This window comes from Pseudarthrobacter sp. PvP004, from assembly GCF_017876035.1.
GTDB lineage: Bacteria > Actinomycetota > Actinomycetes > Actinomycetales > Micrococcaceae > Arthrobacter > Arthrobacter aurescens_A.
On the sequence record NZ_JAGINL010000001.1, the window covers coordinates 3,810,525 to 3,824,854 of the forward strand.

General features: G+C 64.4%; 10 protein-coding genes. 8 read left to right on the plus strand and 2 right to left on the minus strand.

The features are described from left to right. Nucleotides 1–54: 54 nt before the first annotated feature. Nucleotides 55–1,176 (minus strand): phosphate ABC transporter substrate-binding protein PstS, encoded by a 1,122-nt coding sequence (pstS, locus tag J3A64_RS17270; RefSeq protein ID WP_011772965.1) that lies wholly within the window; start codon nucleotides 1,174–1,176, stop codon nucleotides 55–57. Between the two features lie 249 nt (nucleotides 1,177–1,425). Here pstS and J3A64_RS17275 point away from each other — a divergent pair, with 249 nt between their 5' ends. Genes J3A64_RS17275 through J3A64_RS17285 form a run of 3 tightly spaced genes read left to right on the plus strand, consistent with a single transcriptional unit; the run spans nucleotide 1,426 to nucleotide 4,645 of the window. Then, on the plus strand, nucleotides 1,426–2,553 hold the full coding sequence (locus J3A64_RS17275; RefSeq protein ID WP_043469597.1) for an aromatic acid exporter family protein: 1,128 nt from the start codon (nucleotides 1,426–1,428) through the stop codon (nucleotides 2,551–2,553). Nucleotides 2,554–2,592: 39 nt separating this feature from the next. Further along, nucleotides 2,593–3,966 (plus strand): DNA repair protein RadA, encoded by a 1,374-nt coding sequence (gene radA / locus J3A64_RS17280; RefSeq protein ID WP_210065084.1) that lies wholly within the window; start codon nucleotides 2,593–2,595, stop codon nucleotides 3,964–3,966. Between the two features lie 55 nt (nucleotides 3,967–4,021). After that, nucleotides 4,022–4,645 carry a Pr6Pr family membrane protein gene (locus tag J3A64_RS17285; protein ID WP_011772962.1) on the plus strand — a complete coding sequence of 208 codons (624 nt, stop codon included), beginning with the start codon at nucleotides 4,022–4,024 and terminating at the stop codon, nucleotides 4,643–4,645. Here J3A64_RS17285 and J3A64_RS17290 read toward each other — a convergent pair. Continuing rightward, complete coding sequence (locus J3A64_RS17290) at nucleotides 4,642–5,340, minus strand: TetR/AcrR family transcriptional regulator (RefSeq protein ID WP_210065085.1); 699 nt, start codon at nucleotides 5,338–5,340, stop codon at nucleotides 4,642–4,644. The two genes, J3A64_RS17285 and J3A64_RS17290, sit on opposite strands and share 4 nt — an antisense overlap. A gap of 228 nt (nucleotides 5,341–5,568) precedes the next feature. On the opposite strand from J3A64_RS17290, the gene J3A64_RS17295 reads away from it, so the two are divergent. The 5 genes from J3A64_RS17295 to atzF are packed head-to-tail and all read left to right on the plus strand — an operon-like array spanning nucleotide 5,569 to nucleotide 14,189. Then, nucleotides 5,569–7,092, plus strand: coding sequence for an amino acid permease (locus J3A64_RS17295; protein ID WP_210065087.1), 1,524 nt, complete (start codon nucleotides 5,569–5,571; stop codon nucleotides 7,090–7,092). A gap of 53 nt (nucleotides 7,093–7,145) precedes the next feature. Then, nucleotides 7,146–8,033 (plus strand): urea amidolyase associated protein UAAP1, encoded by an 888-nt coding sequence (locus J3A64_RS17300; protein ID WP_210065090.1) that lies wholly within the window; start codon nucleotides 7,146–7,148, stop codon nucleotides 8,031–8,033. Continuing rightward, nucleotides 8,030–8,686, plus strand: coding sequence for an urea amidolyase associated protein UAAP2 (locus J3A64_RS17305; RefSeq protein WP_210065091.1), 657 nt, complete (start codon nucleotides 8,030–8,032; stop codon nucleotides 8,684–8,686). The genes J3A64_RS17300 and J3A64_RS17305 overlap by 4 nt, the downstream gene beginning before the upstream one ends. Then, a complete protein-coding gene (gene uca, locus J3A64_RS17310; protein WP_210065093.1) occupies nucleotides 8,683–12,357 on the plus strand; it encodes an urea carboxylase in 3,675 nt (1,224 codons plus the stop codon). Before J3A64_RS17305 ends, uca begins: the two co-directional genes overlap by 4 nt. Continuing rightward, a complete protein-coding gene (gene atzF, locus J3A64_RS17315) occupies nucleotides 12,354–14,189 on the plus strand; it encodes an allophanate hydrolase (RefSeq protein ID WP_210065095.1) in 1,836 nt (611 codons plus the stop codon). Before uca ends, atzF begins: the two co-directional genes overlap by 4 nt. The last annotated feature ends 141 nt before the right edge of the window (nucleotides 14,190–14,330 follow it).

Sequence of the window (14,330 nt, forward strand, 5' to 3'; positions counted from 1 at the left end):
GCGGGACAGGGAACTTCAGTGTTCAGCCGGGCTCAGCAAACCCGCCGGGAAACCTTAGGCCTTGGCCTTGATGGTTTCGATAGCGGCCTTTGCCTTGTCCTGCAGCGTCTTGGAGAGCGGTGCGGACTTGGCGGCGTCAGCTGCGGTCTTCTGTCCTTCGTCGGAAACGACGTAGGTTTCGAAGCCCTTGACCAGGTCAGCAACTTCCTTGGTCTCGTACGTGGTGCAGACAACGTGGTACGAAACGAGGACTACGGGGTAGGCGCCCGATGCCGTGGTCTTGCGGTCCAGCTTGATGGCGACGTCGTTGGCGGCGCGGCCGTCAACGGGCTTGCCGGCTTCGACGGCCTTGGCAGCGGCTTCGGCGGAGATCTTGACGAACTCGTCGCCAACCTTGATGGACGCGGTGCCCAGCTTGCCGGAAACAGCGGAGTCATCGGCGTAGGTCACGGCACCCGGGGTGTCGGTGACAACCTTGACGACACCGGAAGTGCCCTTGGCGTTTTCGCCCGGAAGTGTTGCAGGCCAGATGCCGGCGGCCTTATCCGTCCAAACCTCGGGAGCAGCAGCTGCGAGGTAGTCGGTGAAGTTGGTGGTGGTGCCGGAGTCGTCAGAGCGGTTTACGGGGGTGACCTTGAGGTCCGGCAGGGTGACGCCTTCGTTGAGGGCGGCGATTGCGGGATCGTTCCAGTTGGCGATTTCGCCGCGGAAGATCTTTGCCACGGTGACGGCGTCGAGCTTCAGGTCCGTGACGCCGGGGACGTTGAAGGCAACAGCGATCGGGGAGATGTACACCGGGATGTTGATGGCGCCTTCGGGGCCGCACTTGGCCTTGGAGCTTTCGAGCTCCTCGTCCTTCAGGTAGGCGTCCGAGCCGGCGAACTGCGCCGAGCCATCGATGATGGCCTTGCGGCCTGCGCCGGAGCCGTCCGGGGAGTACTGAACTGTTGCGCCGGAGTTTGCGGCGGAGAAGCCGGCCTTCCAGGCGTCCATTGCTGCGCCGGTGGAGGAGGCGCCAATGCCGGTCAGGGTGCCGGTGACCTTGGGGCCGGAGGCTGCCGACTGGGTGCCGCCAGTGGTGCCCGTTGCGTTGTCTGAACCGCAAGCAGTGAGCGCGAGAGCGCCGGCTGCGATGACCGCGATTGCCGCGTTGCGGCCGAAGTGAGTTGCCTTCACTTGGATGTGCCCCTTCCAGGGATTCTTCGATGCGGGCCGAACGGAGATTTCGGCGTGCGCGAGCTGTGGACCAATGTGTTCCTTTACTGAAGGTAAGGAGCGCAGGTAACGGGACCTGCGGTGAAAGGTGAACGGAAGGTGAACGACGGCGGACCATTGGGTTATGCGGCGCGCGCCACCTTGAGCGGAACATGCCCTGCGGTAGTTGCACTTCGTGGGAACGCCAGCCGGGCAAATAGACTGGAACGCATGGCCGCCGCGAAGGGATTTTCTGCAAGCAAGAGGTTCCTGCGTGCCAGAGTCCGGACGGGCCTGGTCCGTAGCCGCAATTCCCTGACGCCGGCCATCCAGATGACGGTGTGTGCTGTGGGCGCCTACGCTTTCGCTGAGTACGTGCTCGGTCATCAAGGGCCGCTGTTCGCAGCTACTTCATCCTTGATAGCGCTCGGCTTCTCCCGCGATCCGCGTCTGCGTCGCGTGATCGAGGTAGGCCTTGGCTGCACACTGGGCATCGTGGTGGGCGACCTGCTGCTTCACTGGCTGGGCGCCGGGATCTGGCAGGCCGCCGTCGTTCTTCTCTTCTCTATCCTGTTGGCCAGGTTCCTGGACAGCGGCACGATCTTCACCACCCAACTGGGTTTGCAGTCGTTGCTGGTGGTGCTGCTGCCGGCGCCGGCCGGCGGGCCTTTCACGCGAAGTTTGGACGCCGTGATCGGCGGCGTTTTTGCGTTGCTGGTGACCATTCTGGTGCCGAAGGATCCGCGGCGGGAGCCCCGCAAGGACGTACAGAAAATCTTGTATGAGCTCGCGGAAGTGCTGCGTGAATGTGCCAAGGCCATGATCGACAGCGATTCCACCCAGGCCTGGCATGCCCTGATCCGTGGCCGAAACTGCCAGCCGCTGGTGGACCGGATGCGGCAGACTTTGCGGGCTTCCGGTGAAGTTGCGACGCTGGCACCAGCCCACAGGAGGCATCGCGACGAACTCGCCGGTTTGGAGCATTCGCTGGAGTACATCGATCTTGCGCTGCGTAACAGCCGCGTGTTTGCGCGGCGCCTCACCAGTGCGATCAACCATGCCGCGTTGTCCGACGAAGCGATCGACAGTATCTCCGAAGTCCTGCAGGAAACCGCTGCTGCGATCGATGAGATGACCATCGGCCTCTCCGAGCAGAGCGAAGGGACACGCAGGGTTCACCTCCGCCGTGCCCGCAACGAGCTCGCGGACATCGCTGCCCGGTTGCATCCCAAGATGCTCGACGTCCAGAGGCTCGAGGGCGAAACCGTGGTCATGCTGTTCCGTCCGCTCATGGTGGACCTGCTGGAGGCGAGCGGGATGGAGCCGGAAGAGGCCCGGGCGGTCCTGCCGGCGCTTTAGCGGCTAATACTGTCAGTCCCCGCCACTACGCTTGAACCCATGGCTTCCAAGACCTCCCGCGCATCCAAAACACCCGCTTACAAGTGCGCCGAATGCGGCTGGACGGCCGTCAAGTGGGTGGGCCGTTGCGGTGAGTGCCAGGCCTGGGGAACGGTTGAGGAGTACGGCGCCACCGTAGCGCGCACGACGGCGGCGGCAACGGTTTTGGAGCCGGCCCGCCGTATCGCTGAGGTGGATGGGACCACCGCGGCGTTCCTGCCCACCGGCGTGGACGAACTGGACCGCGTCCTCGGCGGAGGGCTCGTTCCAGGTGCCGTAATCCTGCTGGCCGGGGAGCCCGGCGTCGGGAAGTCCACGCTGTTGCTGGATGTAGCGGCGAAGTTCGCACGCACCGGGCAGGATGTCCTGTACATCACCGGCGAAGAATCCGCGGCACAGGTGAAGCTGCGCGCTGAGCGGATCGACGCCGTCGCCCATACTCTTTATCTTTCTGCCGAAACTGATCTCGGGCAGGCGCTTGGCCAGGTGGAGAAGTTGGAACCCAAGCTGCTGATTGTGGACTCCGTGCAAACGCTGAGCAGCGCGGATGTGGAGGGCAGCGCCGGCGGTGTATCCCAGGTGCGCGAGGTAGCTGCCTCAATCATTGCCGCAGCCAAGCGACGCAACATGACCACGCTGCTGGTGGGCCACGTGACCAAGGAAGGCACCATCGCCGGCCCGCGTTTGCTGGAACACCTGGTGGACGTCGTGTGCCAGTTCGAAGGCGAGCGCCACTCCCGTCTGCGCCTGCTGAGGGCCGTCAAGAACCGCTATGGCGCCACGGACGACGTCGGATGCTTTGATCTTAATGAGGCCGGCATCGAGGGACTGGCTGATCCCAGCGGGCTGTTCGTCTCACGCACGCGTGAGCCCGTTTCGGGCACGTGCATCACAGTGACCATGGAGGGTCGCAGGCCGCTGCTGGCGGAGGTTCAGTCCCTCCTTGCCGAAAGCGCCAACTCGCAGCCGCGCCGTGCCACCAGCGGGCTGGAAAGCTCCCGGGTCGCCATGTTGCTCGCGGTACTTCAGCAGCGGGCGGGCTGCATGCTTCATAAGGATGATTCCTATGTGGCAACCGTGGGCGGCGTGAAGCTCACCGAACCGGCCACGGACCTGGCCGTCGCACTGGCTGTGGCGTCGGCGAAGTCCCGCAAGGCACTCCCCCAACGGCTGATTGCTTTCGGCGAGGTTGGCTTGGCCGGCGAGGTGCGTCCCGTGCCGGGGATCAACCAGCGCATCCAGGAAGCACACCGGCTTGGCTTCACGCACGCCATTGTTCCGGCGAGCCCGGCCGGTGCCGGTGTTATCCCGGAGGGATTCTCTGTGCGCGAAGTGGGTCATCTGGCTGAGGCGCTGGAACTGCTGATCACGTAATCCTGCCGGGGTGTCGGGTGCCTCCAGAGCCGGGTGTTCAGCGAGGATGAGAGGCATGACCAAACGGAATGTGCTTATCGGGGGACGCTTTTTCTTTGGCCTTCTGACCTTGGTGGCGGTGGGAACACAGCTGACGGTTCATCTGGGCATGGGCTACGACTTCTGGAACTTCTTCAGCTACTTCACCAACCTGTCCAACATCTTCGCCGCGTTGGTGCTCCTGATCAGCGGCTACAGGGTGTTGGTCCGGAAGCGCCCCAGCGAGCTTGATGACGTCACTCGGGGCACTGCCACCATCGCCATGGCCGTGGTGGGCCTGGTATTTGGTGCCCTTCTGGCTGGCGAAGACCTTGGATCCCTGCTCCCCTGGGTCAACTTTGTGGTCCACTATCTGATGCCCGTGGTGATGGTTGCGGACTGGCTGTTTCAACCGCCCAGGGCCACCCTGCGCCCCAAGCACATTTGGTATTGGCTGCTCTACCCGATTGGCTACCTGGTTTACAGCCTCATTCGCGGTGCGTTCGTCAACTGGTACCCGTACTGGTTCATCGATCCCGCCCGGGCCGGCGGTTGGGGCGGCGTGGTGGTGTTTGCCGTGGCCATCTCAGTCGGCTTCCTGCTGGTGAGCTTGGCGATGCTGTGGCTGGGGAACAAGTTGAAGCGGCAGGTTGATTACTAGGCGCTTTTCATGGACGGCACCCGCTCGGGTACGTCTCCAAACCGGCTGATGAGATCTCTACTGGCAGTCCTCACGGCCGGAAGCTCCCGTTTGAGGCCGGCGAGGATCATGACCGTATCTGCCGTGGTGGACGCCGAGTCCGTTGAGATGAGTCCGTCCGCGCGGAGGTTGATCAGGGACTCCACAAGCCGGAATGCGGTATCTCCCAGGCCCTGGTCGGCATCGGAGACGCGCGCGAGCTCCCGACCCAGCTCCGAGTAGATGGTCCTGAGTTCTTTTCGGGCTGCCATGAACGGCTGAAAGATCTCGGCCCTCGCCTCCGGCAGGTGATAGAGCACCCCGAGGTTCCAGCGGGAATTACAGAGCTGGGAGCCGTCGAACAGCACCACCGCGTGCAGTCGTGCCACAGCCGACACAGCGTCAGCCGAGTGCTGACGAATCGCCCGCGCGAAGTCCAGGCTGGTGGATACCGTCCCGCCGAGGAGTTCACCCAGGATCTCGTCCTTGGTGGAGAAGTGGTGATACAGCGACGATTGCCGGATTCCCACGGCATCGGCGATGGCCCGCGTGGAGGTGTTCGCGAACCCTTGCCCCGTGAAAAGCTCGGCTGCCGCGTCCAGTATTTCGTCACGGGCGGTGGCTCCAGGGCGCACCGCCTGCTGCTTGCGGGGGCGTCCCGGTCCGGCTGTAGTCACCCTTCATTCTTGCATCGCGGCGCCTGCAAAGGGCCCCTTCATTAGGTGCTCCCAAGATGGTGAGTTTTCATTTACACCCCGGAAATACGCGGTAACCAAGGCTTTACATAGGCGAAACGCTGCGGGGACACCGCGCTGGAAAACTATCAAGTGACCGATATTCCGGACGGGTGGTCAGAAACCTCTCCGGGCTGGTTCCACATCCCGTTCCAGACACGGAGAAACCCGATGACTTCCACCCTTTCGACGGCGACCAGCCGCACCGACGATGCAGACCTGACAGCACTTGGCTACCAGCCCACCCTGCACCGCAAGCTGGGCCGCTACGCATCGTTCGCCGCAGGTTTTTCGTTTGTCTCCATCCTCACCACCATCTTCCAGCTCTTCGCCTTCGGCTACTCCTTTGCCGGTCCGGCCTTCTTCTGGACGTGGCCGGTGGTACTGGTGGGCCAATTGCTTGTGGCATTGAACTTCGCGGAGCTCGCCGCCCGTTACCCGTTGTCCGGGGCCGTCTATCAATGGTCGCGACGCATGGGCGGCGAGGTGGTGGGCTGGTTCGCCGGCTGGTTCATGTCCATCGCCCAGGTCATCACTGCTGCCGCCGCAGCCATCGCGCTCCAGGTGGTCCTCCCCCAGTTGTGGGATGGCTTCCAAGTGGTAGGCGGCGACCCCTCACTGACGTCCCCCACTGGTGCGGCGAACGCAGTCATCCTTGGCGCCGTACTCCTGGTGATCACCACGGTGATCAACTGCCTGGGCGTGAAGCTCATGTCGCACGTAAACTCCATCGGCGTCACCTGCGAGATTGTGGGCGTCGCCGCGGTGATCCTTGCCCTGTTCTCGGCCGCGCAGCGCGGCCCCGGGGTAGTAGCGGACGTCAGTGTTGTCACAACCTCGGACCTCGGCGCAGTGGGTGCCTTCATGGTGTCCGGGTTGATGGCCGCATACGTGATGGTGGGCTTCAACTCCGCCGGCGAACTCTCGGAGGAAACCAAGAACCCCCGCAAGACGGCCCCGCGCACCATCCTTTCCGCACTGATTATCTCCGGTATTGGCGGCGGACTCATGATCATCGCCGCACTGATGGCAGCGCCAAGTCTCGACGACGGCCGGCTCGCCACCGAGGGACTGCCCTACGTACTCACTGCCGTGCTGGGTACGTTCTGGGGCAAAGTGCTGCTGGTTGACGTGGCAATCGCCATCTTCGTCTGCACGTTGGCCATCCAAACGGCAGGTTCGCGGCTGGTGTTCTCCATGGCTCGCGACGGCAAACTTCCAGCCTCCGCCCTGCTCTCGCGGGTCCACCCCCAGCGCGGAACCCCGATGTGGCCGTCCATCGCGATCGGCGCCCTGGCTGTGGGCATCCTCGCCATCAACATCGGCAACTCAGCACTCTTCACCACCCTCTGCAGTGTGTGCATCGTGATGGTGTACCTGGCGTACCTGATGGTCACGGTGCCGCAGTTGCTCAGCCGTTTCAGGGGCGATTGGCGCAGGGTAGGGCAGACCATGCCGGGCGGGCTCTTCTCACTGGGCCGTTGGGGCTTGCCGGTCAACATCCTGGCCGTGCTGTATGGCGCACTGATGGTCGTCAACCTTTCCTGGCCACGCCCCGAAGTGTACGACCCCTCCGGCGAACACGGGATCCTGCTCTTCTCCGCCCCCATCATGGTTGGCGCCGTCCTCCTCCTGGGCATCTGGGTCCGGCGGAACATCCGGGTCCGGGAAAACAAGGGCGCTACCGCCGGCTGACCCCTGCCACCGCCAGTTCCAGCTCCAGCACCAGGTCCAACACCAGTACAGAAATGATTGCCATGACTCAGACTCTTGAAAGCGCTCCCGGCACCGCCACGACTGCCGGCGCCAAGCTGCATGCACGGGCCCAGCACGGGCGCGCAGCCGAAACCATGATCCACGTCCCGCCAGCTTCGGCCCCTGCACGTTTGACCCAAAACCTCCCCGCGGAGGCGAAGGACTCCCTGACCTGGGCGGAAACACTCGCCTTCGGCCGTTACACCCATCTGGAACTGGCCCGCGGGACGCGCCTGAGGCTCACGGACCTCGACGGCGATGCTTGCGTTCACGCTGTCATCATCCGAAGCGGTGCCCAGCATGAGCGGCTCAACGTTGCGGACACAGTCAAAGTCCCCTGGCAGGCCTACATGACCACGGGCCACCCGCTTCTTTCCGACGCCGGACGGCTCATGGCAACCGTTGTGGCCGATTCCTCCGGCAATCACGATGCCCTCACCGGCACCACCAACCTGGCTGGTAACACGGCTAAGTACGGTGCCGGCTCAGCCCACAGCCCGTCACCGGCAGGCCGCGAACTCCTCACTCTTGGCGGCATGAAGCACGGGGTCGGCCAAAGGGAACTGCCGCCGTCGTTGTCATTTTTCAAGGGCGTCACCGTGGACCGGAATGGCCGCACGCAGTTTGCCGGCAGCGCCGGTGCCGGGGCCGCCGTCGAACTTCTCCTCCACATGGACGCGGTGCTGGTACTGGCCAATACCGCCCACCCTCTGGACCCGCGCCCCGACTTCACCGGCAGCGCCGTGGACATCGTGGCGTGGCGGGCTCCGCAGGACCTCGCGGCCCTCGTAGACGGAAACTTCACTGTTGACCTAGGCCCGGAAGGGCGTCTGGCCCTCCACAACACAGAACTCGACTACAACGCAAGGACATCAGCATGAATGCAGTCGCAGATAACAGCCCCGCACTGGTCCCCGGGAAAGTAGTCCTGGACGAACTGGTGGAAGCACGCGGCCCGTGGTCCGCCGTGGTTGAGGCCGGAGACGTACTCACCATTGTGGACCTGGACGGTAACCAGGCCGTGGATTGCATCCTCTACGCAGCACATGACACTGGGACACGGTACTCAGCAGCGGCGACCATCGCGGGTCAGGGCTCGATCTTCCTCACCACCGGCTCCATCCTGCGCGCAGACAGCGGCCGGGAACTCATGACCGTGGTGGCTGATGAGGTTGGCGTCCACGACACCATTGGCGGTGCCTGCTCGCAGGAATCCAACACCCTCCGCTACGGCCAGCACACCCATGAACAGCACGCCTGCGTGGAGAACTTCCTTATTGAAGGCGCCAAGTGGGAATTGGGCAAGAAGGACCTGGTGTCCAACATCAACTGGTTCATGAATGTGCCGGTGGATCCGGACGGCGCCCTGGGCATTGTGGACGGGTTGTCCGCACCCGGCAAGCGCGTGGCACTCCGTGCCGAAGTGGACACCCTGGTGCTGGTGTCCAATTGCCCCCAAATCAACAACCCTTGCAACGGCTTCAACCCCACGCCGGTGCGCATGATCGTCACACGCCCGGAGGCCCGCGCATGAACCGTTTCGACACCCTTCTCATTGCCAACCGCGGCGAGATCGCCTGCCGGATCATCGAATCGGCACGCAAGGCGGGGCTGCGCACTGTTGCCGTTTTCTCCGAGGCTGACCGTGGCGCCAAGCATGTGAAGCTCGCAGATGAGGCCGTCCTGTTGGGACCTGCACCCGCCAAGGAGTCCTATCTGAAGGTAGAGGCCATCCTCAGTGCGGCGGCTGCCACCGGTGCCGGTGCCATTCACCCCGGCTACGGATTCTTGTCCGAGGACGCTGCTTTCGCCGAAGCGGTGGAGGCAGCAGGGCTCGTCTTTGTGGGGCCCACCCCCGAACAGCTCCGAATCTTCGGGACCAAGCACACAGCGAGGGATGCAGCGCAACGTGCAGGCGTTCCCATGATCGCGGGATCCGGCCTGCTTGACGACGTGGACCAAGCCGTGTCAGCGGCGGAAACCATCGGCTACCCGCTCATGCTCAAAGCAACCGGCGGTGGCGGCGGCATCGGAATGGCAGTTTGCCGCGACGAAGCCGAACTCCGCGACAATTACTCCCGGGTGGCCCGTTTGGCCAGCTCCAGCTTCGGAACTGCCGGCGTCTTCGCTGAAAGGTACCTCGAGCATGCCCGCCACGTGGAAGTCCAGGTGTTCGGGGACGGTGAGGGCCGGGTAGTAAGCCTCGGCGACCGCGACTGCTCACTGCAACGACGCCACCAGAAAGTACTTGAAGAAGCGCCCGCACCAGATCTCCCGGACGCTTTGCGGGAGGAACTACACCGGAGCTCCCGTGCGCTTTGCGCCTCCGTGGGCTACCGCTCTGCAGGAACGGTTGAGTTCGTTTACGACCCCGTCCGCCGGGAGGCATCCTTCCTGGAAGTCAACGCCCGGCTGCAGGTTGAGCACCCCGTCACCGAAGCCATCACCGGAGTGGACCTGGTGGAGTGGATGCTGAATTTGGCCCAGCAGGAGCCAGTGCTTCAGGGAGTGCCGGACAGTGTGCCCGTCTCAGGACACGCAGTGGAAGCCCGCATCTACGCAGAAGACCCTGCCCGGAACTTCCAGCCCAGCGCCGGAACGGTCACCAACGCGCAATACCCGGCCTCCGACGTCGTACGCATTGACGCCTGGGTGGAGACCGGCAGCGAAGTCTCCACCAGCTACGATCCCCTGCTGGGCAAGGTCATCACGTCCGGTACCACCCGCGACGCCGCGTTCGACGCCCTGGCCGCTGCGCTGGCAGAGACCCGGATCGACGGTATCGAAACGAATCTGGGCATGCTGCGTGCCGTGGCCGGGATGGAGGTAGTCCGCGCAGCAGAACATTCCACTGGAACCTTGAACACCGTGGGCGATCCTGAGCCCCGGATCACCGTTGAACGGCCCGGCCTCCAAACCAGCGTGCAGGACTGGCCGGGCAGGACGGGTCTCTGGCAGATCGGCGTGCCCCCCAGCGGACCCATGGATGATTTGTCGTTCCGGCTGGGCAACACCGCGCTGGGCAACCCGGAGGGGGCACCCGGGCTGGAATTCACCATGGCCGGGCCGGCGCTCCGTTTCACGCACGCCACAACGGTGTGCGTCACCGGCGCGGACGTTACCGTGACGGTCAACGGCAACACGGCCAACACCTGGGAGCCCATCACAGTCCCCGAAAACGGCCTCCTGGACGTCGGGTCAGCAGACGGATCCGGGCTGCGAGGTTACATTCTCTTTGAAGGCGGGCTGGATGTTCCCCGATACCTCGGCAGTGCGTCCACCTTCACCTTGGGCCAGTTCGGCGGCCACGGCGGCCGTGTGCTGCGGACCAGCGATGTGCTCCGCACGGTCAGCGACCACCTCCCCGAAACCGTCCCCGGCGTAGTTCCTGAGGAGAGCCGCCCGGCACTCACTTCCGACTGGGAGCTGAAAGTGGTGGAAGGGCCGCATGGCGCACCGGAATTCTTCCAACGCGAAGACATTGAAGAGCTCTATGCCGCCGAATACGAGGTCCACTTCAACTCCGCCCGCACCGGCGTCCGCTTGATCGGGCCCAAGCCGCGCTGGGCGCGTAATGATGGCGGTGAGGCCGGGCTGCACCCCTCCAACATCCACGACACCGCCTATTCGGTGGGTGCCTTGGACTTCACCGGCGATACCCCTATCCTGCTGGGTCCGGATGGTCCCAGCCTTGGCGGTTTCGTCTGCCCCGTCACCGTGGTGACCGGCGAGCGCTGGAAGCTGGGGCAGTTGCGGCCTGGTGACAAGGTCCGCTTCGTGCCGATCCGCTCGGTTGAGGCACCTTCCGTCAAGGAACTCGGCGCTGCACGGCAGCTGATACTCCCGGGCGGAACGGACTTCAGCAGCAGCGCCGCCGGACTGCTGCGAGGGGACGGCGACGACGGCGTGCTTGGCCGGGTGCCTGAAGGCGAGGGACGGCCGGCGGTCACCTTCCGCCGCTCCGGTGATGACAATCTTCTGGTGGAGTACGGGGACATGGTGCTGGACTTGGGCCTCCGTGCCCGCGTCCACGCCCTGCACCAGGAACTTGAGCGTCTGGGCATCCCGGGCATCGTGGATCTGACCCCGGGCATCCGTTCCCTGCAGATCAAGGCTGATCCATCCGTCCTGCCCACTCCCAAGCTTTTGGGCCTGGTGCGCGAGGTGGATGCTTCGCTCCCTGCCAGTTCGGAGTTGGTGGTGCCTAGCCGCAGCGTCCGCCTCCCGTTGTCGTGGGACGATCCCGCTACCCGTGAAGCAATCGAGCGTTACATGGCAGGTGTCCGCGATGACGCCCCGTGGTGCCCGTGGAACATCGAGTTCATCCGCCGCATCAACGGCTTGGACTCCGTGAATGACGTCTTCGATACAGTCTTCAACGCCGAGTACCTCGTGTTGGGACTGGGCGACGTATACCTCGGAGCTCCGGTGGCAACGCCCTTGGATCCGCGGCACCGGCTGGTCACCACCAAATACAACCCCGCCCGCACGTGGACCCCGGAGAACGCCGTGGGCATTGGCGGTGCCTACATGTGCATTTACGGCATGGAAGGTCCTGGCGGCTACCAGTTTGTTGGACGGACCACGCAAGTATGGTCGCGCTATGCGGACGCTGCGCCTTTTGAGCCGGGCTCCCCGTGGCTTCTCCGGTTCTTTGACCGCATTTCCTGGTACCCGGTCAACCCTGAGGAACTCCTGGATCTTCGGGCTGACATGGCTGCTGGCAGGGGTCGGGGCGTGGAAATTGAGGAAGGTACGTTCTCCCTCGCGGAGCATGAGAAATTCCTGGAACGCAACAGTGTCTCCATTGCCGAGTTCCGGGAAACCCAGTCCGTTGCTTTCGCCGTGGAACGCCATGCCTGGGAGGAAGCCGGCGAGTTCGATCGTGCCGAGCAGGCTGTGTCCTTGGCCCCGCCGGCCGACGACGTAGTGGTTCCCGACGGCGGCACCTTGGTCACGTCCCCGTTCGCCGCGAGTGTGTGGAAGGTGGACGTGGAACCCGGTGACCTGGTGGTGGCCGGCCAGTCGTTGGTTTCCCTCGAGGCGATGAAAATGGAGACGGTCATCCAGGCTCCGGTGGATGGTGTGGTCCAACAAGTCCTGCCCACGGCCGGTGCTCAGGTGGTAGCAGGCGAGGCCCTTGTGGTGCTTGAGCCTGTGGACATCCGGGAACCCGCACTCGTGCTGGAAGGAAGCGCGTCATGAGCGGGCGCACCGTGGAACGCGTCCTCTCCGCTCTTGAGGCGATTGACGCCGTCCACCGTCCTGAAATTTGGATCCATCTGCGCGGGCGGGAGGAACTACTCGCAGAGGCGGCCAGGATCGATGCGGCGGCTGCCGCCGGGGAGGACCTGCCGCTTGCGGGTCTGCTGCTCGCCGTGAAGAACAACGTGGACGTGGCCGGTCTCATCACGACGGCCGCGTGCCCCGGCTTTGGTGAAGCGCCCGCCCGGGATGCGGTGCCGGTTGCGAGGCTCCGCGCTGCGGGGGCGTTGGTGCTGGGGGCCACCAACCTGGACCAGTTCGCCACGGGACTGGTGGGTACCCGCAGCCCTTACGGAATTGTGCGCGATTCGCGGCGTCCTGACCATATTTCCGGCGGTTCGAGTTCGGGTTCTGCCGTGGCAGTGGCCTTGGGGCTCGTGGACCTTGCCATCGGGACGGACACCGCCGGTTCGGGCCGGATTCCCGCGGCGCTGCAAGGAATTGTGGGGATCAAACCAACCCTGGGCGTGGTGTCCACCGATGGCGTAGTTCCGGCGTGCCGTTCCTGGGACACCGCCACGATTTTCGCGCGCGACCTCGCCACTGCGGAACTCGCCATGGGCATCATGGCCGGTGAGTGCCGCAGCTGGCCCGCGGACGTCAAGCTCGCTGCGCCTGCCACGCCGCGGGTGGCTTACCCAGCTACCCTGCCGGCCCTCCCGGACGCGTGGGCGCTCGAGTTCGAGGCGCAGATCGAACGGCTGCGCTCCACGGGCGTGGTGGCCGAAGCCATCGAGTTGGACGTTTTCCTTGAGGCTGCACGGCTGCTGTACGACGGCGGATTGGTGGCCGAACGCTACGCCGCCGTTGGGAACTTTGTTGACACGGTGCAAGCCGGAGGGGTTTCCGCCACGCTCGACCCCACTGTGGCGGGGATCATCACCGCCGCCGGCAAGGTCCCCGCACACCAGTACGTCGCAGACTCCGCAGCATTGGAGCGGCTCCGCGAAGAGGCCATGCGGCGGCTGGCCGGCTTCGATGCCCTGATCGTGCCAACCGCACCTTTCCATCCGACGCTGGCAGAGGTCGCGGCCGATCCCGTGGGGGTCAATTCCCGGATGGGTACGTATACCAATTTCTGCAACCTCTTCGACCTCAGTGCCGTCGCCGTTCCGGCAGGAACTGTTCGTGACACAGACGGCATCTCCCAGTTCGGCCTGACGGTGGTTGGTCGGACGTTCCAGGATGGGGTGGCGGCGGATATTGCACGGCGGATCGAGCTGACCCCCGAGCACCCCGAACTGTTCGCCGCCGGAGCTGCCGGTGCCAGGACTGCCGCGCCAATGGCTCCCTGGCCGGTTGCCGCGGGCGCCGGCGTCGTTCCGCTGGTGGTGGTGGGCGCCCACCGGAAAGGCCAGCCCTTGGCCGCCGAACTTGAGCGGCGTGGAGCTTTCTGGGACGGCCAAGTGGTCACTGCGTCACGGTACCGGATGGTGGCCTTGGAAACCATGCCTCCCAAGCCTGGCGTGGTTCGATCTGAACAGGGAACCGGGCTGGTTGCAGAGCGGTGGTTGCTTTCCGAGTCCGCCCTGGGGTCTTTCCTCGCCGACTTGCCCGAACCCATGCTGCTGGGGTCCATCACCTTGGACGATGGGAGCACGGCAGTGGGATTCGCATGTGATGCCGTAGCTGCGGCAAGCGCGCGGGACATCAGCGAATACGGCGATTGGATTAAATATCTGGAAGAAAGTACCGCCGGCCCCGGTAACCAGCCACTGTGGCGGGAGGCGGGCAGCGCCTTGCTGACTGGCCTTAGCCGCGGCCAGCGCTAGCGCGGTCGGCGGTCGGTTGAAGGAAATAGGGTTTCATCAATCGGCCGCCAAACCACTTTCGAGGCAGCACCGAACATCACGAAATGACCCACTTTGGGGCTTGCTGGTGCGGTTAACGGTGTCCGGAAGCCCTATCATTGT

Bases quoted from the DNA above. Each gene is read 5' to 3' on its own strand.
- J3A64_RS17275 (WP_043469597.1), top strand. From the start codon at position 1,426: ATGGCCGCCGCGAAGGGATTTTCTGCAAGCAAGAGGTTCCTGCGTGCC.
- radA (WP_210065084.1), top strand. From the start codon at position 2,593: ATGGCTTCCAAGACCTCCCGCGCATCCAAAACACCCGCTTACAAGTGC.
- J3A64_RS17285 (WP_011772962.1), top strand. From the start codon at position 4,022: ATGACCAAACGGAATGTGCTTATCGGGGGACGCTTTTTCTTTGGCCTT.
- J3A64_RS17295 (WP_210065087.1), top strand. From the start codon at position 5,569: ATGACTTCCACCCTTTCGACGGCGACCAGCCGCACCGACGATGCAGAC.
- J3A64_RS17300 (WP_210065090.1), top strand. From the start codon at position 7,146: ATGATTGCCATGACTCAGACTCTTGAAAGCGCTCCCGGCACCGCCACG.
- J3A64_RS17305 (WP_210065091.1), top strand. From the start codon at position 8,030: ATGAATGCAGTCGCAGATAACAGCCCCGCACTGGTCCCCGGGAAAGTA.
- uca (WP_210065093.1), top strand. From the start codon at position 8,683: ATGAACCGTTTCGACACCCTTCTCATTGCCAACCGCGGCGAGATCGCC.
- atzF (WP_210065095.1), top strand. From the start codon at position 12,354: ATGAGCGGGCGCACCGTGGAACGCGTCCTCTCCGCTCTTGAGGCGATT.